Origin of the sequence: Pseudomonas sp. IPO3774 (genome assembly GCF_013386835.1) — a bacterium.
Classification (GTDB): Bacteria; Pseudomonadota; Gammaproteobacteria; order Pseudomonadales; family Pseudomonadaceae; genus Aquipseudomonas.
On record NZ_JACAQY010000073.1, the window covers coordinates 1 to 19,245 of the forward strand.

A 19,245-nucleotide genomic window follows, 5' to 3' on the forward strand; every position below is an offset into this window, starting at 1 on the left:
GTTAGCCGTCCTGGGCCAGGGATGGCCCATGACGGCGGCCCACGGTCCAAAGCCGGAGTGAGGGCACTCCGAGCCTAGGCGAGGAGCCGAGTGGTGGGGCAAGAGCGTTTTGCTTACTTTTGCGCTTTTCAAAAGTGAGCCGCTGTAAGAGCGGAACCATAAGCGGCCATCACCCAAATAACGGATATGTACCCAGCCCCCCAAAACCATAAAAAACACACCTGAACCATTGCGCTAACTTGAATCCCCCACAGCACTGCCCCTAGATCCGCCGCAACATCAACGCCGCCACCGCACACGCTGCCAACGCCACACACGCCAGAAAGAACGCATCACTGTAGGCCATCAAAAACGCCTGATGGCGCACACTCTGATCCAGCAGGTCCAACACCACCTGATGCTCCGGCAACTGCTCCTGCAGCACCCCGCCAGGCAAGCGCTGTTGCAGCACCGGGTCAAACAGCGTCACCGCCTCCCCGATCCGCGCCGAATGCACCCGCTCGCGCACCACCACCAATTGCGCCAGCAGCGCCGTGCCAACCGCGCCCCCCAGGTTGCGCAGCATCGAGAACACCGCCGACGCCGACCCCGCCTGCGCCTTGGCCAGGCCGTGCACCGCCAGCACCGACAACGCCACCATGATCAGCGGCTGGCCCATGCCGCGCACCACGATCGAGGGCACGATCACATTGCTGGCGCTGTCCGCCGACAAGTGCGCACCCATCCAGCAGCCCAAAGCCATGATCGCGAACCCCGAGGCCACCAGCATTTTGGCGCTGACCCACTTCATCAGGCGCGGCAAAAACGGCGCCATGATCAGTTGCACCAGACCATACGCGATCAGGCTCACGCCAATTTCGCTGGCGTTGTAGTGCTGCAATTGCGACAGGTAGTTGGGCACCAGGAACACCAGGCCATAGGTACTGGCGCCGAAGATAAACATCGCCACGCTGGCCACCCCAAAGTTGTAGTGGCCCAACAGTCGCAGGTTGATAAAGGCGTGCGCGCCCCATAATTGCCGGGCAACGAAGCCGATCAGGCCCACCACCGCCAGCAGTGTCATCCACACGATAAAGGGCGAGCCGAACCAGTCCTTGCGCCCGCCCTCCTCCAGCACGATCTGCAACGCACCCAGGCCCAGCACCATGCAGCCGATACCCAGCCAGTCGCCCTGGCGCAGCAGGCGCAGCTGCATCGGCTGGCGGTCAATGGACCAGGCCACCGCCGCCAGCAACGCGATCCCCGGGAACAGTTGCAGGTAGAAGATCCAGCGCCAGGAATACGCATCGGTCAGCCAGCCGCCAATCGACGGCCCGGCGGCCTGGGCCACACTGTTGGCCAGGCTGAACAAGGCCATGCCCAGCGGGATCTTGCTGGGCGGCAGCTCGGTGATGATCAGTTGGAATGACAAGGGAATCAGCACCGCCCCGGCCGCGCCCTGCACCACCCGGATCAGGATCATCACTTGCAGGTTGGGCGACAGCGAACACGCCACCGAGGCCACCAGGAATATCCCCGAGCCCCACAGCATCACCCGGCGCAGGGAAAACACCTGCACCAGCCACGCGGTGAGGGGAATCATGATGATCTCCGCCACCAGGTAAGCGGTGGAAATCCACGAACCCTCCTCAAACGTCGCGCCCAGTGCACCTTCGATTTCCGGCAGTGCGGCGCTGGTGACGTGCACGTTCATCCCGGCCATGAAGCAGCCGAACAGCCCGCCGATCACCGCGACCCAGGCGCGAAACGGCACACGCCCTTCAGCCTCCATGGACGTGCTCCTGGCTGGCGGCAGGGCGGGTATCAACCGTGGCAATCACCGACATGCCCGGCAGTACCCGCGACTCACCGGGTTCCAGGCGAATCTTTACCGGAAACCGCTGGACGATCTTGGTGAAGTTGCCGGTGGCGTTGTCCGGCGGCAACAGCGCGAACACCGCACCGGAGCCGGGGGCGATGCTTTCCACTTTGCCGTGCCAATGTGCGCCGGCAAAACTGTCCACCGCGATTTCCACCGACTGCCCCGGCGCCATGTGCTGCAACTGGGTTTCCTTGTAGTTGGCAATCACATAGGCCTGCTCCACCGGCACCACCGCTAACAGCGGCAGGCCGGGCATCACGTATTGCTGGCGCCGGACCTTGCGCTGGCCCACCACGCCGTCAAAAGGCGCGCGGATCTCGGTGTCCTTCAACGCATTGCGGGCCAGCGCGAGGTTGGCCTGGGCCTCGCCGATGCGTGCCTGATGCTCGACGATTTGCGCCTGCGCCTGTTGCCGGCGTGCCTGCAAGACCTGCAACTGCGCCTGCTGCCGCGCGACCTGGGCGCTGGCCTGGGCCAGGGCCGCCTGGGCCTTGGCCTGGCTGGCGCTGACGGTTTCCAGGTGCTGGGCGCTGGCCACCTGTTGCGCGACCAGTTCACGATAACGCTGGTAATCGAGCCGCGCGCGCCGGGCTTCGGCCTCGCCACTGCTCAGTTCCGCCCGGGCCTGGGCGATGCGTTGCTGTTGCTCGCCCATTTGCGCGTCGAGGGTTTGCACCGATGCCTGCTGTGCGCTCGCTGCTGCTTGCGCCTGTTGCAGTTGCGCCTGGGCGCTGTTCAGACGCTCGGTGAAATCCCGCTCATCGATACGCACCAGCACATCCCCGGCCTTGACCGGCTGGTTATCGTCCACCAGCACCTGGGCTACATACCCGGCAATGCGCGGGCTGATAGCGACCCAATCAGCGCGCACATAGGCATCGTCGGTTTCTTCAAGAAAACGCCCCCATTGCCACCAGTACCCGGCAAAGGTTGCCAGCCCCACCAGCGTCGCGAGGGAAGCCGTGGTCACCAGGGCGCGACGATGACGTTGCATAACGGTCAGGCGAATGGGTTCAACAGCCTGGTTCATGGTTTGGCTCCATTGACAGCGACAGATAAGGGGGCGGTTGGATCGTCACGCTGCCAGCCGCCACCGAGGGCCTGGAACAGGTCGATCTGGCGGTTGATCAAGCGCAGGTCGGACTCGGCCACGCGGGCTTCAAGGCCCACCAGGCTGCGTTCGCTGTCCAGCAGTTGCAGGGCATCCAGCGCGCCGGAATGGTAGCCGCGGGAGGCCAGGTCGAAGGCGCGGCGGTTGTTGTCCAGGGCGGCGGCCAGGGCCTGCCCACGCTGCTGTTCGCCCTGGTACAGGGCCATGGCCTGCTCCACCTGCTTCAGTGCGTTGAGCACCGTACCGTCAAACCGTGCCAGGGCCTGGCGCGCTTCGGCCTGGCTCTGCCTGACCCGCGCCTGGGCGACCTGCCGGTTGGGAAAGCGCCAGGACACCAGCGGCCCGACGGAATACACCGTGGCGTAGCGGTCCCCGAGTTTGCCCAGGCTGCTGGCGGACGAACCGAGCATCGCGCCGAAGGTGATCCGCGGGTAAAGCTCGGCGCGGGACAGGCCCACCGTCAAGGTGGCTGCGCGCAATTGCCCTTCGGCGCGGCGGATGTCCGGCCGCCGTTGCAGCAGTGCCCAACCCTCGCCCACCGGCAAAGGCGCCTGCAACTGCGGGGCCTGGGTACAGCTGCGTGGCGTGACCTGCTCCGGCGGCAACCCGCTGAGCACGGCCAACTCATACAGCGCGCTGCTGCGCCGGGCCGTGAACATCGGCAACGGTGCCCGGGTTTCTTCCAGCAACCCTTGCAGGCGCGCCAGGTCGAGTTGCGTGGCCGCGCCGGCCTTTTGCAGCTTCTGCGTGACCGCGACGCTCTGCTCCAGCAGCTGCACCGAGTGCGCCTGCACCTGTTCGCGCACACCATAGACGCAGGCCTGGGCATAGGCGCGGGCCGTCTGCGCGGCCACCGTCACCCGCAGCTCATCCTCCAGCGCCCGCGCCACCTGGGCATCCGCCCGTGCCGCAGCGATGCGATAACGCACCTCGCCCCACAAATCGAGGGTGTAGCTCAGGGAAAACTCAGGGGTGTGGCTCCATTCGGCACCGGCATGACGGTTAGTCGCCTGGGCCAGCGTCTGGTCATCGCGGCTGCGACCGTAGGCCAGGCCATAGTCCAGGGAAGTCGACGGCAGGCGCTCGCCGTCTGCCTGTTCCAGCTGCGCCAGCAACGCATCGACATGGGCGGCGGCGGCTTCGAGGTCTTTGTTCTGGTGCAGGGCCCGCGCCACCAGGGCGTCCAGTTGCGGGTCGCGGTACAGCTGCCACCAACGGGCGGGCAACGCCTCGGCCGACTCGGCGGAGAGCCGCGGTGCAGGCTGCGCCGTGACGGTCGACGGTTGACCGGGCACACCAGTGCACCCGGCCAGCACACTCAACAGGGCGATGGGCATCCATGGGTGAAAAGAAGGGCTGTGCATCACAAGGCTCGCTCAAGAAGGAGCCTTGCAGATTAGGCAGATGGCCTGTCCGATTCGCCCGCGTCAGGGCCATGTATCGTCGCTAAACGGACAATAGCGTTACCTGACGCAACACTAAACTCCGGGCCGAAAATGACTTGGCGGATAACCCAGCGACTTGCGAAACATCGCACTGAACGCACTCGGGCTCTGGTAACCATGCTCCAGCGCCACCTCCAGGATCGACACGCCCTGGGCCAGCAACTTCAAGCTCAGGGCCAACCGCGCACGCTTGCGCCATTCACCGAAACTCATGCCCAACTCCCGCTGGAACACCCGGCTCAGGGTGCGGGCGCTCATGTTCAGGCTGTCGGCCCAGGATTCCAGGCTGCTGTCGTCAGAAGGGTTGCGGATGAAATGCGTGCACAGCCTGGCCAGCCGTGCTTCGCCGGGCACCGGCACGTGCATCGCCACCACCGGCGCGGCGAGCAGTTCCATGCGGATCAACTCGATCATGGCCTGCAGACGCGGGCTGTGGTGCCCGGCAATCTGCGTGGCGGCGACGATCAGCTCCCGCAGCAATGCCGACACTTCAATCACCTGGCAGGTGCGCCCCAGCCCCGGCTCGGCCTCGGGCATGAGGAACAGCGTGCGCATATGCACTTCGCCGGCCATGCGGATCTCATGCGGGGTGCCGGCCGGCACCCACAGCGCATGCCCGGACGGCACCAGCCAACTGCCCTGGGCGGTGCTGACCACCATCACCCCGGACACGCCGTGGATCAATTGCGCCTGGGCGTGGCAATGGGGATGCACCACGTCATCGTTGCGGTAGTTGTCGGCGTAGGCTTCAAGCCACGGGCGGGGTGGGCTGTTCATCGGCTGAGGTCTCGCATCAATCAAGCGTCGATTCTAGCGAAAAGTCCTGTGGCAGAAACGATAGATATAGACAGCCATCGTCGCATTCCAGACAGCCGGTGAACTTGTGGGCCGCCCCGCCAGTCAGCTAGTTGGGCACTCTGAAAAAGGTTGGGTGGGCAATGCGCATTTCGTTGGAGCAACAAGTGGCGCTGGTGACTGGCGCCAGTTCCGGAATCGGCGCGGGGGCCGCCAAGGCCCTGGCCGAGGCCGGAGCCGCCGTGGTACTGAACTACAACGCCCAGGCGGCGCCCGCTGAAGCACTGGCGGCGCAGATCAACGCCAACGGCGGCCGGGCCATTGCGATTGGCGCCGACGTGTCGAAAGAGGTCGATGTGGAGCGCCTGTTTGCCCAGACCCTTGATGCCTTCGGGCACCTGGACATCCTGGTGGCCAACTCGGGCATGCAGAAAGACGCCGCTGCCGTGGACATGACCCTCGACGACTGGAACACCGTGATCGGCGTCAACCTCACCGGCCAGTTCCTCTGCGCCCGCGCCGCGTTGCGCATCTTCAACCGCCAGGGCATCCGCGAAGGTGTTTCCCGGGCTGCCGGGAAGATTATCCACATGAGTTCGGTGCACCAGGTGATTCCCTGGGCCGGGCACGTGAACTACGCCGCGTCCAAGGGCGGCGTGGAAATGCTGATGCGCACCCTGGCCCAGGAAGTCAGCCAGCAGCGCATCCGCATCAACGGCGTTGCGCCGGGAGCGATCCGCACGGCCATCAACCGCGCCGCCACCGAAGGCGCGGCCGAAGTGGAACTGCTCAAGTTGATTCCCTATGGCCGCGTGGGTGACGTCGAAGACGTGGCCAACGCGGTGGTGTGGCTGGCCAGTGATGCCTCCGACTACGTGGTGGGCAGCACCCTGTTCATTGATGGCGGCATGAGCCTTTATCCGGAGTTTCGTGGCAATGGTTGATCTGAAAAACGAACCACAAAGTGCCATTGATGCCCACGGCATCATCGGCGACATGCGCAGTGCAGCGCTGGTGAACGACAAAGGCAGCATCGATTTTTTCTGCTGGCCGGAGTTCGACAGCCCGTCCATCTTTTGCTCATTGCTGGACTCCCCCGCCGCCGGGATCTTCCAGCTCACGCCGGACCTGCCCGACGCCCGCCGCGAGCAGATTTACCTGCCGGACACCAACGTGCTGCAAACCCGCTGGTTGAGTAATGATGCGGTGGTGGAAATTACCGATTTCTTGACCGTCAGCGAAGAAGTCGACGACCTGCCGATCCTGATTCGCCGGGTGCGGGTGGTCAGCGGCAAGGCGAGCATCCATATGCGCTGCGCAGTGCGTCATGACTACGCCCGCGCCCAGACCCGGGCCACTCAAGATAATGGCGACGTGTTGTTTGAGGCCGCAGACCAACCCGGCCTGCGTCTGACCAGCAGCCACCCCCTGCAGCTGGATGGCGACGCTGCCGTAGCATCCTTTGAACTCGGCCAGGAAGAAGGCGCCGAGTTTGTCCTCGGCGGGCTGGACGATCTCCGAGTCAAAAACGACTGCACCGACCTGTGCCTGGAGCGCACCCTGAAGTTCTGGCGCGGCTGGATTTCCCAATCCAACTACCGTGGGCGCTGGCGCGAGATGGTCAATCGTTCGGCCCTGGCCTTGAAGCTTTTGACCTCGCGCAAACACGGTGCAATCCTCGCCGCCGCCACCTTCGGCCTGCCGGAAACACCCGGCGGCGAGCGCAACTGGGACTACCGCTACACCTGGATCCGCGACGCCTCGTTCACCGTCTACGCGTTCATGCGCCTGGGATTTATCGAGGAAGCCAACGGCTACATGCGCTGGTTGAAAGGCCGGGTGGGTGACTGCTGCGATCAGCCGATGAAAATCAACATCCTGTACGGCATCGACGGCCGCCAGGAACTGCCGGAAACCGAGCTGAGCCACCTCAGCGGCCACGGCGGCGCGCAACCGGTGCGCATCGGCAACGAGGCGTACGACCAGGTGCAACTGGATATCTACGGCGAGTTGATGGACGCGGTATACCTGGTCAACAAATACGGTGAGGCCATCTCCCACGAGGGCTGGAAACACACGGTGGAAGTAGCCGACCAGGTCTGCGAAACCTGGAACCACAAAGACGTCGGCATCTGGGAAATGCGCGGTGAGCAGCATCACTTCCTGCACTCAAGGCTGATGTGCTGGGTGGCCCTGGACCGGGCGATTCGACTGGCGTCCAAGCGCTCGCTGCCGGCGCCGTTTGCCCGTTGGGACCAGACTCGCCAGGCGATTTATGCCGATATCTGGAGCAACTTCTGGAACGAAGAACGCGGCCACTTCGTGCAGCATATCGGCAGCACCGCGCTGGATGGCTCGATGCTGTTGATGCCACTGGTGCGCTTCGTTGCGGCGACAGACCCGCGCTGGTTGTCGACACTGGAGGCGATCCAGAAAAGCCTGGTGCGTGACGGCATGGTCTACCGCTACCGCAACGACGACAGCCAGATTGATGGGCTACAAGGTACCGAGGGCGCGTTTGCAGCGTGCTCGTTCTGGTACGTGGAATGCCTGGCCCGAGCCGGGCAAGTGGAGAAGGCGCATCTGGAGTTTGAACAGTTGCTGCGCTATGCCAACCCGCTGGGGTTGTATGCCGAAGAATTTGATAACCAGGCACGGCATTTGGGCAATACACCGCAGGCGTTGAGCCATTTGGCGCTGATCAGCGCGGCAACGTTCCTGGACCGGAAGTTGAGTGGGGTGAAGACGGTTTGGCAGCCTTGAGCCCGAGCACAATCTGAAGGCGATTGAGTAACCTTGTGGGAGCTGGCTTGCCTGCTCCCACATGACCGCGCCAGACTTGGAGACGAGGTGTACCCGGTGCACAATGCATGGTCCTTCGATCTATACCAGGATGCCAATGCGCCAAGTCCTACTGATCATCGATGTACAACCCTCCTTCGCCCCGCCCGACTGGCTGGTAATCGGCATCAACGCCCTGCTGGGTCGCATGCCGTCAGTGGCCACCGTAGAGCGCCACGACGAAAACATAACCCCCTTCGCTCGCCAACTCGGCTGGCAACCGGCGCCCGACGACGACAGCCTGATCGCCGCTGACCATATCTTCATCAAACACGGCTATGCGCCCACGCCCGAGACCATCAGCCACCTGAAAAGCCTCGCGCCAGACCGGGTGTTGGTGTGTGGCATCCAGACTGACACCTGTGTGCTGGCGGCTGGGTTTGCGTTGTTTGATGCCGGATTACAGCCCACGCTGATCAGCGATTTGACTGTGGGTTCATCGCTGGATCGCTCGGGGAAACTGGGCGCGGATTTGTGGCGGCATCACTTTAAACACGTCATCACCCACGCAGAGATTTAAGTCAGCCCCTCACTGTGGCGAGGGAGCTTGCTCCCGCTGGGGCGCGAAGCGGCCCTAAAAAGCTCAACGCCATCTAACTAAAAGAACACAGTCAACAAAACCTGGGGCTGCTGCGCAGCCCAACGGGAGCAAGCTCCCTCGCCACAGGTTATTTGGCAAACATCATCGTTACCACAAGGCTCGTATTGATCGGCGCTCTGCCGACGCATTACTCGGCGTCACTGCCAGCCAGGTCGCCGACGGAAACATCAGTCACGTTAGGCGCCACGTTGTATCGCGGGCCAATGGAAGTCGAGGGCGGCGAGTGGATGTGCCAGGTGCGCGACCCTTGGGGTAATTGCATCGGCTTGCGCCAGGCCGGTCTAGACAAGTCAAGCAATTGCAGCCTTTCGAACCACACTCGGTAACCCGCTTGGTCTACAGTTCCAACACTTTCCCTCCACCCTCGGAGCCTCCATGCCTACCCTTCACATCCGCACGCCCATGCTCGATATCGCTTACGAAACCCATGGCCCGGAAGGCGGTGAGGTGGTGATCCTGCTGCATGGCTTCCCCTACGACCCTCGTGGCTATGACGAGATCGCCCCGGTGGTCGCCGCACGTGGCTACCGGGTATTGGTGCCATACCTGCGCGGCTATGGCCCGACGCGCTTTATCAACGATCAGGTGATGCGCTCCGGCCAACAAGCAGCGCTGGCCAAGGATTTGCTGGATTTCATGGATGCCCTGTCCATCGAAAAAGCCACGCTGGTGGGCTATGACTGGGGCGGACGCGCGGCGTGTATCGTTGCGGCGCTTTGGCCTGAACGGGTGCGCGGCCTGGTGACGGGCGATGGCTACAACATTCAGGATATCGCTGCGTCGACCAAGCCTCGGGCGCCGGAAACAGAACATCGGCTGTGGTATCAGTTTTACCTTCATACCCAGCGCGGCGTCGACGGCTTGACCGCCAATCGTCTCGAGTTCTGCCAGTTACTGTGGGCGCTCTGGTCGCCGTCCTGGGCCGAAGGGCCGAGCCTGTATGGCAAGACAGCGCCCTCGTTTGATAACCCGGATTTTGTCGAGGTGGTGGTCCATTCCTACCGGCACCGCTTCATGTACGCGCCGGGTGATCCGGCGCTGGAAAGCATCGAGCAGGCCCTGGTGCAGCCACCGCCGATTTCAGTACCGAGCATCTCGTTGTGCGGCGCTGATGACGGCGTAGGTCCGGCTCCGGTCGAAGATGACGACCTGGAAAATTTCAGCGGGTTTTATCGGCGCGAGGTGTTGGCCGGCGTGGGCCACAACATTCCCCAGGAGGCGCCCCAGGCAACCCTTGAGGCGATTTTCGAGCTGCTGAGCCTCAGCCCCCAGCCGAAATCCTGAAGCTGAACACGCTGCCCTGCCCCACCACGCTTTCAGCCCACAGGGTGCCGCCGTGGGCTTCGACGATGCCGTGGGAGATGTACAACCCCAGCCCGCTGCCGGTGGGGTTGCCCTCGCGTGAGGTCCAGTAGCGGTCGAAAATATACGGCAGTTGCGCCGGGTCGATGCCGATGCCGTTGTCGCATACCCGAAACAGCACTTCGTCCCCCGCCGCCTCGGCAATCACCTCGATCACTCCGCCCACCGGGGTGAATTTCAGGGCGTTGCCCAGCAGGTTGGAAAACACCTGGAACAAGCGCTCCGGGTCGGCCTGGGCACTCAGCCCGTCCACTGAGCGCCAAGTCAGGTCCAAACCCTTGGCAGCCGCCAGCGGTTGCCACATCGAACAGATCTGGTCCAGGGTTGCCGCCACATCGAGCCGTTGCAGCGAAACGCTGTAGCGCCCGGCCTCGATGCGCGAAATATCGATCAGGTCTTCCAGCAGCGTGTTCATGCGGGCGGTGGCGTTTTGCATGGTTTCAATCGCGGTGGAGAGGCGCCGGTTCGCCTTGTTGTCCTCGGCGGGCACCATGCTGCGCATCATGCCGCATTGCATCAGCAGGATGGTCAGCGGGCTGCGCAGGTCATGGGAGACCACCGCCACCAGCTCGTCACGCGCCCGCACCGCAGCATGTTCGCGTTGCACCTGGCGCGCCAGGTCATGCTCCAGGGCATTGCGCCGCAGGCTCTCCACCGCCTGTAGCTCCGACAGCGACCAATACAGCGCCTTGCCGTCGACCTGCTGCTTCCACAACTCAAACGACAGGCGCGGGCTCAAGGTCGTGTTGCCCGGTTCCTGATGTTTGACCGGCTGGCCGCTCCACTCCACCGAGGACTGCACCTCCGGGCGAAACCACATCACCGCGTTGTCCACCGGCTTGGGCAGGCAGAACGCCAACAGGCCGCTGGCATGGGCCTGGTAGGCCGCCGCCGGGGGAAAGTCCACCGACAATTGATGGCTGTGCACCACGCCTTTGCCCTGCCCGCGCACCCACTGGTACAAGGCGTGGATTTCAGCACGTGCAGGGCAAACGCCGAACACATGCAGGCGCTCTTCCACCCGTATCGCCAGGCCACCGGCTGCGGTCAGGTTCAGCAGCGTTTGCGCATAGGGCAACAGGCTTTCCATCACATCGCACTGGTCCGCGGTCATGGCGGCGACCAACTCTTCGACCATGGCGGCCTTGTCACGTTGTTGGCGGCGCTCCTGCTGCTCCTGGAGCAACGTGATCTGCATCGACAACAACTGGCCGATGCTGGTGCACGCCGTGCGCAGTTCATGGGGCACGCGCAACGGCTCACGGTGACCACAGGTGATCAGGCCCCAGAGCTGGTCGTCCTTGAGCAGCGAAATGCTCATGGAGGAACGCACGCCCATGTTCTTCAAATAATGGCAGTGCACCGGGGACACGCTGCGCAACACGGCGAAGCTGAGGTCCAGGGGCTGGCCGTTGTCGGGGCGCAGGGCCGGCAGGATCGGCACCGGCTGGTACTCGGCGTCGGGAATCGCGCGGATCCAGTTCAGCCGGTACAGCTCGCGTGCCTGGGGCGGGATGTCCGACGCGGGAAAACATAATCCCAGGTACGGCTGCATGCCGTCGCTGAGGGCCTCGCCAATCACTTTGCCGTGGCCTTCCTGCTCGAAGCGGTACAAGGTGACCCGGTCATAACCGGTGAGGCTACGAATCTCGGTCACGCTGATCTGGTACAAGCTGTCGAGCGTCTTGGCCGACTGCAAGCGGCGCAGCGTTCGGGACAGCTGCTTCACAGCGCTGTGCTCAAGCGTGAGGCTCCGCTCCAGTTCGAGAAACAGCAGGCCTTGATGACGATGCAGCAGGATGTCGTAGGCGTAGCCATCCAGCGTCAGTTGATGCACGTCCTCCTCAAAGGCGTCCAGGTCTGCCAGGGCACGACTCACCTGTACTGCCGCTTCGCTGCCCAGCACACTGGCTAGCGCCTGGCCCGACAGGCGTTGCGCGTCCAGGCCCAGCGCGACGCTCAGGTTGCTGCTGGCTTGCAGCACCTCAAGCGCCGATTCGCTCAGCGTCAACAACAACCCGTGAGGCTGGATCGAGCCGGGGATATGGATGGGCTCGCTGGCGCAATCGTCGATCAGCGTATCGACCGTGGTCATCGCAGCACCCCGCAGCGGTCCAGCCACTGCTCGAAACACAGGAAGGTCGACTCGGCGACCTTCACCGCCTCCACGCGCTCGTACGCGGTTCGCAGCGGGTAAAGGCACGCCAGAAAACGCTGCCACAGGGCGCTGGTCTCGGCCCCGTACACATTCATGAACGCGCCGCCATTGGTGGAGCCCACGCCAATCTTGATCTCGATAAGGTCGCGCAACACCTGGCCGCCGAGGGTGGCGCCTTCCAGCACATAGAGGGCGCCCAAGGCCTGGGCCACGTTGGTGATGGCGGGCAGTTCGGGACATATCGGCAAGGCATCGATCTGCAGGTTTTCCAGGCCCAGCGCCCGCAAATCCGCCTGCAAGTACGGAGTTTTGCTGCGCCGCCCCCACTCCAGGTCCGGGATGATCTCGCCCCACGGCGCCAGGGCGCGCTCCAGCGGCTGATAGAAGCCGTAGTAGGCGCTCATCAACTCGCGGTACAGCGCCAGGTCCATGCGGGAAAAAGGCAGCCGAGTGTCGAGACGTCGATGCAGTGCAGCGGTCGCCGCGCGTAGTTCGACAAGGACAGGAGGTAGTGAATTCATGAGCTGTGCGCACGCCGGGAAGGTTCAAAACCGCGACGTAGAGGCCTGGGATCAAGACACTGCGCAATGGACTGTGAGTAACATAGCACCTTGATACAAAAACGTACCTATTCGTTCAAACAGGCTCGACCTCAACCGGGTGAGGAAAACCGTTCACGGTAGGCCTGGGGCGTGATCGATACCGCTCGCAGGAAGCTGCGGCGCATGGTTTCTTCGCAGCCAAAGCCGCAGTGCACGGCGATGCGCTTGATCGACGCGCTGCTGTCCGCCAGTTGCCGGCGGGCGGTCTCCACGCGAATCAACTCGACCGCCCGCGCGGGGGTCTGGCCGGTCTCGCTGCGGTAGTGGCGCACGAAGCTGCGCTCGCTCATGCCCGCCTGGGCGGCCAGTGTGGCAACGTTCAAATCGAGGGTCAGGTGTTCGGCGATCCAGGCGTGCAGCTCCGCAAAACGGCTACCGCCCTTTTGCAGGGACAACGTCACGCTGAACTGCGATTGCCCACCGGGGCGCTTGAGAAACACCACCAGGTGCCGCGCCACTTCCAGGGCCACGGCGCGACCCAGGTCCTCCTCCACCAGCGCCAGGCACAAGTCGATACCGGCGGTCACGCCGGCGGAGGTCCACAGGTTGCCCTGCTGGATGAAAATCGGATTGGCCTCCACCGTCAGATGTGGGTACTTGCGCGCGAGTTCTTCGCAGCGCGTCCAGTGGGTCACCACGCGGCAGCCGTCGAGCAAACCGCTGGCGGCCAGCAGAAAGGCGCCGGTGCACACCGAAGTCATGCGTCGGGCCTGGGTGGCTTTTTGCCGAACCCAGTCCACCAGCGCCGGGTCTTCGGCGGCACCGTACACCCCCCAGCCGCCGGCAATCACCAGTGTGTCGCACGGAGCATCGGCAGGCGGCAGTGGCTCGGCCACCAGGGCCAGGCCCGCCGAGGTCATCACCGGCTCGGCCTGCGCGGCGATCACACTGACCGCATAGGGCAACGGCAAGCCCTGCTGGCGCGCCAGGTCATTGGCCGAGGCAAACACTTGCAAGGGCCCGGTGACGTCGAGCACCTGCACATTGGGAAAGGCGAGCACGTTGATGATTCTGGGCATGTTGGCGTAATTCGTGGGCTCAATGGCGTATGCGCCAAAGCCTAGGTGACTAGAGTGAAGCCGTCCATCCCTTTATCAGGAGCAGTCCCCATGACCTTGCAGATCGGCTTTTTGTTGTTCCCCGGCATCCAGCAACTGGACCTCACCGGGCCCTACGACGTGTTGGGATCGCTGCCGGATGTGAAGCTGCATCTGGTGTGGAAGGACATCGCGCCGGTCACCTCCAGCACCGGCTTGGTATTTACCCCCAGCACCACTTATGACGAGTGCCCGACGCTGGACGTGATTTGCGTGCCCGGCGGTTCTGGCGTCGGGGCATTGATGGAGGATGAGCAGACCCTGGCGTTTCTCAAGACACAGGCCCAGACCGCGCGCTATGTGACATCGGTGTGCACCGGCTCCCTGGTGCTGGGTGCCGCGGGCTTGCTGCGCGGGCGTCGCGCGACCACTCACTGGGCCTACCACGACCTGCTCGCACCGCTCGGTGCGATCCCGGTGCAGGAGCGCGTGGTGCGTGACGGCAACCTGTTGACCGGTGGCGGGATTACCGCCGGGATCGACTTTGCCCTGACCCTGGCCGCCGAGCTGTACAGCGAGGCGGCAGCGCAACTGGTGCAGTTGCAGATTGAGTACGCCCCGGCGCCGCCGCTCAATGCTGGCCGGCCGGAAACCGCACCGTCGCATGTACTGGAAGAAGCCCGCAAGCGCACCGCCGAGTCGCGCAAGACCCGGGGTGAAATCGTGGCACGGGCGGCGGCCAAGTTGGGTTAAGCGTTCGCCCGTCCGTGGCGGTCGGCGGGCACCAGATGCCCGATGGTGCCGTCCCCATACGCCCGCTCCACTTTGGAAATCACCACGTGATAACCGCCGTACCAGCGGCGGTATAGGCGCTTGGCTTCCAGGTGGGTCGGGTGGCTGGCAAAGGCGCGAATGGAGGCCTCGTCACGCCAGTAATAACTGGCGTTGATCAACCCGCCATCCGCCGAACGCCACGACTCGGCCCCCACGTATCCCGGCAACCTTGCTGCCAGTGCGTCGATCAGATTCGTGAGGCGCTGGAACTCGTCATCCCGTTCGCCGGGCTTGTAGATAAAGGCTGCGATGTACATGGGTAACGTCCTTTTATGAGTGATGTTTCACGTCGGGCGAGACATCAATGCCAAGCGCACGGCCAGCACCATCAGCACGGTTGCCAGGCCCCATTTCTGTAAGCCTGCGCTCCCCGGTTTGCCGGCAAAAAACCGGCTAACCGCCCCGCCAAAAATCCCCAGCACGGCATGAAACACACCGCTGATCAGCGTCAGGATGATCCCCAGTTGCACCAGTTGCAGCGCGATGGGGCCCGCCTCGGGGCTGACGAATTGCGGCAGGAACACCATGAAAAACAGCAGCGCCTTGGGATTGAGCAAACTGTTAAGCATTGCCCGCACAAACACCCGGCCCAGCGGCACGCGGCTGACGTGGGCCGTGTCCAGGGCGGGCGTTTTCTGCAGGGTCTTGAACACCAGCCACAGCAGGTACAACACCCCGGCGTAGCGAATCAGGTCGAAGGCCGGCGGCCAGCTGGCGACCAGAGCGGTCACGCCGGTTGCGGTCAGTGCCGTGAGCAGCAGGTCCGCCACGCTGATGCCCAACCCGGATGCCAGCCCGCCACGCCAGCCATAGGTCACACCGTGGCTGATGACGAAGGCCATGTTCGGGCCCGGGGATAACAACAGCAGCAGGACTGCGCCAGAGAACACAGCCAGGGTTGCGAGGTCGATCATGCTCAAGCCATCCACCGGGAAAGCCTGTAGATTAATCAGCCCACCTGATACAAACAAAAAATTGATCTAGATACACTTTGCACAGGAACGCACCATGGCTCAGGTTCGCTACAAACTGATCGTCGATGAACTGGCCACGCGGATTCGCGCCGGCCAGTTGCCGCCGGGCACCCAGTTGCCGACCCTGCGTAGCCTGATGAACAGCCATCGCATCGCCCTCGCCACTGCCTTGCGGGTGTACAGCGAACTGGAGGCCAGCGGCCTGGTGGTGGGTGAACCGGGACGCGGGACGTTTGTGCGCGACACCACGTTGCTGCGGGGCATGGGCCTGGTGCAACAACCGCTGCAACCGGGCACCGTGGACCTGAGCCTCAACTACCCCTCGTTGCCGGGCCAGGCCGAGATGCTGCGCGACGGTTTGCGTGCCATTGCCGCCTCGGGCGACCTCGATGCGCTGCTGCATTCCGCGCCGCAAGGTGGCCGCGCCCATGAACGACAGACCGCCGCGCGGCACCTGCGCAATCGGCAGATTCGCGTGAGTGGCGAGCAAGTGCTGATCGTCAACGGTGCGCAACAAGGCCTCGCCGTCAGCCTGATGGCGCTGCTGCAACCGGGGGATGTATTGGCGGTGGATGCGCTGACGTATCCCGGGTTGAAAACCCTGGCCCAGTCCCAGCGCATCGACCTGGAGCCGCTGCCGCAACCGGCTGGGCATACGGATCTGGATGCGCTGGAGGCTTTGTGCAAACGGCGCCCGGTGCGGGCTTTTTATTGCATGCCCACGTTGCACAATCCGCTGGGCACAGTGATGGGTGAAGCCGACCGCGAGCGCCTTGCAGCGTTGGCTGAACGCTACGATTTTCTACTGATCGAAGACGGCGCCTACGCCTTTCTCGCCGAGCCCGCACCGAAGCCGTTGTTTACTTATGCGCCGCTGCGCACGGTGTATGTGTCTGGCCTTTCGAAGAGTGTGGCGTCGGGGTTGCGGGTGGGGTTTATCGTCGCGCCCAAGGCGTGGGTGCCGGCGCTGGAGCAAGCGATCCGTGTCTCGACCTGGAGCACGCCGACGCTCACGGTGAACCTGGCGTGCCGCTGGATAGAATCCGGCGCAGTGGATGCACTGGAAGAGCACAAGCGCCAGGATGCGCGCCAACGCCAGGCGCTGGCCCGGGAGGTCTTGCGAGGGTGTGAGGTGATTGCGCATCCGGCGTCGTATTACCTGTGGCTGGTGTTGCCGGAAGGTCTGCGGGCGGATGCAGTGGTGGCTGCGCTTGAGGGCCAGGGTGTGCGGGTCACCAGTGCCGAGCCGTTTGCCTGTACGGCCCATGTGCCGCATGCGTTGCGGGTGGCGCTGGGGTCGATTGATTTGGCGACGTTAAGAATAGCCTTGGGGAAAATTCGCGAGGCAATTCGGATATGAATAAAGGGCCAGCAGGGTAAATCCCTTTGATTTGCGGGACATTTCCGAGACAATCTTTCGGCCTTGTGCCTGCCGGAACCGGTGGCTAGTCTTCGCCCCGTCACTGCTCATCAGTGATCGGGTTTAGTCGCCCGGATCCGAAAAGGCGCATGTCCCATCATGAGGTTTTATGGTGGCTGTGCGCAGGGCACCTTCGGGTGCGCCGGTTTTTCCTTTTCGGCCGGTCGACTAACCTGCGTACAGCCGCCACCCTACGTTTAGTCGCGAAGGGGTCGGCTCCTTAACCGAAAAGGAGTTACACCATGAATAAACCCGTCCCCGACCCACCCATCGACCTGCTCAAAAACCGCGCTGCCTTCAATCGCGCCCTCGAACATTACCTGCCCTCCCAGGGCTTCCATACCGTCAACGAAGACCTGAGCTTCGAAGACTCCCTGCTCTACACTGCCAGCCTGCTCAGCAGCGCCTCGGCCACCGCCCTCGACTGCGGCGAACTGCTGCAAAGCCCCGAGCGGGCAAAGTTGCTGGCGGTGTGGCATTTGCTGGAAATTGCCAAGACCACCGTCGACCGCTCGATTGAGTGTTTGCACCTGCGCAAGGCTTAGCCGCAACCCCGTCAAGCCTGTGTGGGTTTGTGCATCCGGCCAAATCCACACGGCAACGATTGCCCAATCCTCTGGCCAACGCATAGAATGCGAACCGTTATCAATTAAGACGCCCGCGCCAGGATGCCCATGTCGAGCGACCACCCACTGGATCATGCCGCCATCGGCCAGCTCTACCATGCCCATCATTCCTGGCTGCGCGGCTGGTTGAGCCGGCGTACGGGCTGCCGTGAGCACGCCGCCGACCTGGCGCAGGAAACCTTCGTGCGCCTGCTCAATGCGCGCAAGCAGCAAGCCTTGCTGCAACCCCGGGCCTACCTGAGCAGCATCGCCCGCAGCCTGATGATCGACCAGTATCGCCGCCGCGAACTGGAGCGTGCCTATCTGGAGAGTCTCGCGCATTTCCCGCAAGTCGAGGTGCCGTCGGAAGAAACCCGCCTGCTGATCCTCGACAGCCTGGAGCGCATCGACCGCCTGCTGGACCAACTCAAGCCACGGGTGCGCGAAGCGTTTTTGCTGGCGCAACTGGACGGCTTGACCTGCCAACAGATCGCCCTGCGCCTGGGGGTGTCCAAGGCCACCGTGGAGCGCGACCTGGCCAAGGCACTGCATGCCTGTTATCGGTTGCGTTATGCCGAAGGCTAATCCGCCATTGGTGGACCAGGCGATCCAGTGGATGATCAAGCTGCGGTTCAATATTGCCGATGACGCCACCACCGCTGCCTTCGAACGCTGGCTTGAAACCAGTGGCGATCACCAGCAGGCCTGGCAACGGGTCTCGTCGATGAGTGACGAGTTTGCGCAGTTGCCTGCACAGGTCGGCCGCCATGCCTTGCAAGGTGCCCGCCAACGCATCAGCCGCCGTGAAGGGTTGAAGTTGCTCGGGCTGTTCGCCGGTGCCGCAGGGCTGACATGGTTCGGCCGCGACTACACGCCATTGCCCGGCCTGCTGGCCGACTACCGCACCGCCACCGGAGAGCGGCGTTGGGTCGCCCTCGACGATGGCAGCCGTATCCAGCTCAACAGTGCCAGCGCCATCGACACAGTCTTCAACACCGAAAGGCGTCTGGTGCAGTTGCGCCAGGGTGAAATCCTGATCGACATGGGCGCCGACGGTAGCGCGCCACGGCCCTTCTGGGTGCAAACCCGCGACGGTTATCTGCGCGCCTTGGGCACCCGGTTCATGGTGCGCGAGGAGCCCCACGGCACCTTGCTCGCCGTGCAAAAAGGCAGCGTCGCGGTATTCGCCGACAGCCATCAGGCCAGCGCACGTGGGGTGATACAGCCCGGCGAGCAGGTGCTGTTTGATCGAAACGGCTTGCGTCCACCCGCCACCACGGGCCTGGATCCCTGGGCCTGGAGCGACGGTGTGATCAGCGCTCACAACATGCGTCTGGACGATTTCCTCGCGGAGCTGAGCCGTTACCGCACTGGGCTGGTGCGCTGCAGCGAAGCGGTCGCCGGCCTGCGTGTGTCCGGGACTTACCAGTTGGACGATACCGATCAGGTCCTGACCCTGGTGGCACAGGCACTGTCGGTGAACATCACCTATCGCAGCCGTTATTGGGTGACCGTCGCAGCTCGTGCATGACCTTCCGAAAATAAATGAGGTGAATTCTCATCTTCGCTCGACCTGTAAGGAAAGGCCGATCAACAGGC

19 protein-coding genes are annotated in these 19,245 nt (G+C 63.5%); 9 read left to right on the forward strand and 10 right to left on the reverse strand.

Going from position 1 to position 19,245, the window contains the following annotated elements; genetic code table 11:
• Positions 1-262: 262 nt before the first annotated feature.
• The 4 genes from HYE77_RS31600 to HYE77_RS31615 all read right to left on the reverse strand — a co-directional run bounded on the left by HYE77_RS31600 (position 263) and on the right by HYE77_RS31615 (position 5,194).
• Positions 263-1,771 (reverse strand): MDR family MFS transporter, encoded by a 1,509-nt coding sequence (locus HYE77_RS31600; RefSeq protein WP_177070512.1) that lies wholly within the window; start codon positions 1,769-1,771, stop codon positions 263-265.
• Entirely contained in the window at positions 1,761-2,891 is a 1,131-nt protein-coding gene (locus tag HYE77_RS31605; RefSeq protein ID WP_177070514.1) for an HlyD family secretion protein, read from the reverse strand. The genes HYE77_RS31600 and HYE77_RS31605 overlap by 11 nt, the downstream gene beginning before the upstream one ends.
• Positions 2,888-4,336 carry an efflux transporter outer membrane subunit gene (locus HYE77_RS31610; RefSeq protein ID WP_003208173.1) on the reverse strand — a complete coding sequence of 483 codons (1,449 nt, stop codon included), beginning with the start codon at positions 4,334-4,336 and terminating at the stop codon, positions 2,888-2,890. The genes HYE77_RS31605 and HYE77_RS31610 overlap by 4 nt, the downstream gene beginning before the upstream one ends.
• Positions 4,337-4,450: 114 nt before the next feature.
• The gene (locus HYE77_RS31615) at positions 4,451-5,194 is read right to left on the reverse strand and encodes a helix-turn-helix domain-containing protein (RefSeq protein WP_003208174.1); all 744 of its coding nucleotides are present in this window, start codon (positions 5,192-5,194) and stop codon (positions 4,451-4,453) included.
• A gap of 161 nt (positions 5,195-5,355) precedes the next feature.
• Here HYE77_RS31615 and HYE77_RS31620 point away from each other — a divergent pair, with 161 nt between their 5' ends.
• The 3 genes from HYE77_RS31620 to HYE77_RS31630 all read left to right on the forward strand — a co-directional run bounded on the left by HYE77_RS31620 (position 5,356) and on the right by HYE77_RS31630 (position 8,573).
• A complete protein-coding gene (locus HYE77_RS31620; protein ID WP_134327033.1) occupies positions 5,356-6,156 on the forward strand; it encodes an SDR family oxidoreductase in 801 nt (266 codons plus the stop codon).
• Entirely contained in the window at positions 6,149-7,975 is a 1,827-nt protein-coding gene (locus tag HYE77_RS31625) for a glycoside hydrolase family 15 protein (RefSeq protein WP_177070516.1), read from the forward strand. Before HYE77_RS31620 ends, HYE77_RS31625 begins: the two co-directional genes overlap by 8 nt.
• Before the next feature lie 136 nt (positions 7,976-8,111).
• On the forward strand, positions 8,112-8,573 hold the full coding sequence (locus HYE77_RS31630) for a cysteine hydrolase family protein (protein WP_008434533.1): 462 nt from the start codon (positions 8,112-8,114) through the stop codon (positions 8,571-8,573).
• A 208-nt stretch (positions 8,574-8,781) separates the two neighbouring features.
• Here the strand turns inward: HYE77_RS31630 and HYE77_RS32795 are convergent, their stop codons facing one another.
• Positions 8,782-8,916, reverse strand: coding sequence for a hypothetical protein (locus HYE77_RS32795; RefSeq protein ID WP_256347623.1), 135 nt, complete (start codon positions 8,914-8,916; stop codon positions 8,782-8,784).
• A 113-nt stretch (positions 8,917-9,029) separates the two neighbouring features.
• Here HYE77_RS32795 and HYE77_RS31635 point away from each other — a divergent pair, with 113 nt between their 5' ends.
• Entirely contained in the window at positions 9,030-9,938 is a 909-nt protein-coding gene (locus HYE77_RS31635; RefSeq protein WP_177070518.1) for an alpha/beta fold hydrolase, read from the forward strand.
• Here HYE77_RS31635 and HYE77_RS31640 read toward each other — a convergent pair.
• The 3 genes from HYE77_RS31640 to HYE77_RS31650 form a co-directional block, all read right to left on the reverse strand.
• A complete protein-coding gene (locus tag HYE77_RS31640) occupies positions 9,916-12,111 on the reverse strand; it encodes an ATP-binding protein (protein WP_177070524.1) in 2,196 nt (731 codons plus the stop codon). The genes HYE77_RS31635 and HYE77_RS31640 overlap by 23 nt on opposite strands.
• Complete coding sequence (locus tag HYE77_RS31645; protein WP_087695343.1) at positions 12,108-12,695, reverse strand: biliverdin-producing heme oxygenase; 588 nt, start codon at positions 12,693-12,695, stop codon at positions 12,108-12,110. Before HYE77_RS31645 ends, HYE77_RS31640 begins: the two co-directional genes overlap by 4 nt.
• A 131-nt stretch (positions 12,696-12,826) precedes the next feature.
• Positions 12,827-13,795, reverse strand: coding sequence for a GlxA family transcriptional regulator (locus HYE77_RS31650; RefSeq protein ID WP_177070525.1), 969 nt, complete (start codon positions 13,793-13,795; stop codon positions 12,827-12,829).
• A gap of 90 nt (positions 13,796-13,885) precedes the next feature.
• Between HYE77_RS31650 and inhA the strand changes: the two genes are divergently transcribed.
• Positions 13,886-14,566 carry an isonitrile hydratase gene (inhA, locus tag HYE77_RS31655; RefSeq protein WP_177070526.1) on the forward strand — a complete coding sequence of 227 codons (681 nt, stop codon included), beginning with the start codon at positions 13,886-13,888 and terminating at the stop codon, positions 14,564-14,566.
• Here inhA and HYE77_RS31660 read toward each other — a convergent pair.
• On the reverse strand, positions 14,563-14,904 hold the full coding sequence (locus HYE77_RS31660; protein ID WP_003208192.1) for an antibiotic biosynthesis monooxygenase: 342 nt from the start codon (positions 14,902-14,904) through the stop codon (positions 14,563-14,565). The two genes, inhA and HYE77_RS31660, sit on opposite strands and share 4 nt — an antisense overlap.
• A 27-nt stretch (positions 14,905-14,931) precedes the next feature.
• Positions 14,932-15,561 (reverse strand): LysE family translocator, encoded by a 630-nt coding sequence (locus HYE77_RS31665; RefSeq protein ID WP_177070527.1) that lies wholly within the window; start codon positions 15,559-15,561, stop codon positions 14,932-14,934.
• A 94-nt stretch (positions 15,562-15,655) separates the two neighbouring features.
• On the opposite strand from HYE77_RS31665, the gene HYE77_RS31670 reads away from it, so the two are divergent.
• From HYE77_RS31670 to HYE77_RS31685, 4 genes are all read left to right on the forward strand, one after another.
• Entirely contained in the window at positions 15,656-16,981 is a 1,326-nt protein-coding gene (locus tag HYE77_RS31670; protein ID WP_008434545.1) for a PLP-dependent aminotransferase family protein, read from the forward strand.
• Positions 16,982-17,283: 302 nt separating this feature from the next.
• Positions 17,284-17,586 carry a DUF6124 family protein gene (locus tag HYE77_RS31675; RefSeq protein ID WP_003208197.1) on the forward strand — a complete coding sequence of 101 codons (303 nt, stop codon included), beginning with the start codon at positions 17,284-17,286 and terminating at the stop codon, positions 17,584-17,586.
• 129 nt (positions 17,587-17,715) lie between these two features.
• Entirely contained in the window at positions 17,716-18,231 is a 516-nt protein-coding gene (locus HYE77_RS31680) for a sigma-70 family RNA polymerase sigma factor (RefSeq protein WP_102369583.1), read from the forward strand.
• Positions 18,218-19,177 carry a FecR domain-containing protein gene (locus HYE77_RS31685; RefSeq protein WP_177040819.1) on the forward strand — a complete coding sequence of 320 codons (960 nt, stop codon included), beginning with the start codon at positions 18,218-18,220 and terminating at the stop codon, positions 19,175-19,177. Before HYE77_RS31680 ends, HYE77_RS31685 begins: the two co-directional genes overlap by 14 nt.
• Positions 19,178-19,245 lie beyond the last annotated feature (68 nt).

What these genes read in the sequence shown, in the direction of transcription:
- HYE77_RS31665 (WP_177070527.1), bottom strand. Translation starts at nt 15,561, where the DNA reads ATGATCGACCTCGCAACCCTGGCTGTGTTCTCTGGCGCAGTCCTGCTG.
- HYE77_RS31625 (WP_177070516.1), top strand. Translation starts at nt 6,149, where the DNA reads ATGGTTGATCTGAAAAACGAACCACAAAGTGCCATTGATGCCCACGGC.
- HYE77_RS31645 (WP_087695343.1), bottom strand. Translation starts at nt 12,695, where the DNA reads ATGAATTCACTACCTCCTGTCCTTGTCGAACTACGCGCGGCGACCGCT.
- HYE77_RS31670 (WP_008434545.1), top strand. Translation starts at nt 15,656, where the DNA reads ATGGCTCAGGTTCGCTACAAACTGATCGTCGATGAACTGGCCACGCGG.
- HYE77_RS31600 (WP_177070512.1), bottom strand. Translation starts at nt 1,771, where the DNA reads ATGGAGGCTGAAGGGCGTGTGCCGTTTCGCGCCTGGGTCGCGGTGATC.
- HYE77_RS31660 (WP_003208192.1), bottom strand. Translation starts at nt 14,904, where the DNA reads ATGTACATCGCAGCCTTTATCTACAAGCCCGGCGAACGGGATGACGAG.
- HYE77_RS31685 (WP_177040819.1), top strand. Translation starts at nt 18,218, where the DNA reads ATGCCGAAGGCTAATCCGCCATTGGTGGACCAGGCGATCCAGTGGATG.
- HYE77_RS32795 (WP_256347623.1), bottom strand. Translation starts at nt 8,916, where the DNA reads ATGCAATTACCCCAAGGGTCGCGCACCTGGCACATCCACTCGCCGCCC.
- HYE77_RS31680 (WP_102369583.1), top strand. Translation starts at nt 17,716, where the DNA reads ATGTCGAGCGACCACCCACTGGATCATGCCGCCATCGGCCAGCTCTAC.
- HYE77_RS31675 (WP_003208197.1), top strand. Translation starts at nt 17,284, where the DNA reads ATGAATAAACCCGTCCCCGACCCACCCATCGACCTGCTCAAAAACCGC.
- HYE77_RS31615 (WP_003208174.1), bottom strand. Translation starts at nt 5,194, where the DNA reads ATGAACAGCCCACCCCGCCCGTGGCTTGAAGCCTACGCCGACAACTAC.
- HYE77_RS31640 (WP_177070524.1), bottom strand. Translation starts at nt 12,111, where the DNA reads ATGACCACGGTCGATACGCTGATCGACGATTGCGCCAGCGAGCCCATC.
- HYE77_RS31605 (WP_177070514.1), bottom strand. Translation starts at nt 2,891, where the DNA reads ATGAACCAGGCTGTTGAACCCATTCGCCTGACCGTTATGCAACGTCAT.
- HYE77_RS31630 (WP_008434533.1), top strand. Translation starts at nt 8,112, where the DNA reads ATGCGCCAAGTCCTACTGATCATCGATGTACAACCCTCCTTCGCCCCG.
- HYE77_RS31635 (WP_177070518.1), top strand. Translation starts at nt 9,030, where the DNA reads ATGCCTACCCTTCACATCCGCACGCCCATGCTCGATATCGCTTACGAA.
- HYE77_RS31620 (WP_134327033.1), top strand. Translation starts at nt 5,356, where the DNA reads ATGCGCATTTCGTTGGAGCAACAAGTGGCGCTGGTGACTGGCGCCAGT.
- HYE77_RS31650 (WP_177070525.1), bottom strand. Translation starts at nt 13,795, where the DNA reads ATGCCCAGAATCATCAACGTGCTCGCCTTTCCCAATGTGCAGGTGCTC.
- HYE77_RS31610 (WP_003208173.1), bottom strand. Translation starts at nt 4,336, where the DNA reads ATGCACAGCCCTTCTTTTCACCCATGGATGCCCATCGCCCTGTTGAGT.
- inhA (WP_177070526.1), top strand. Translation starts at nt 13,886, where the DNA reads ATGACCTTGCAGATCGGCTTTTTGTTGTTCCCCGGCATCCAGCAACTG.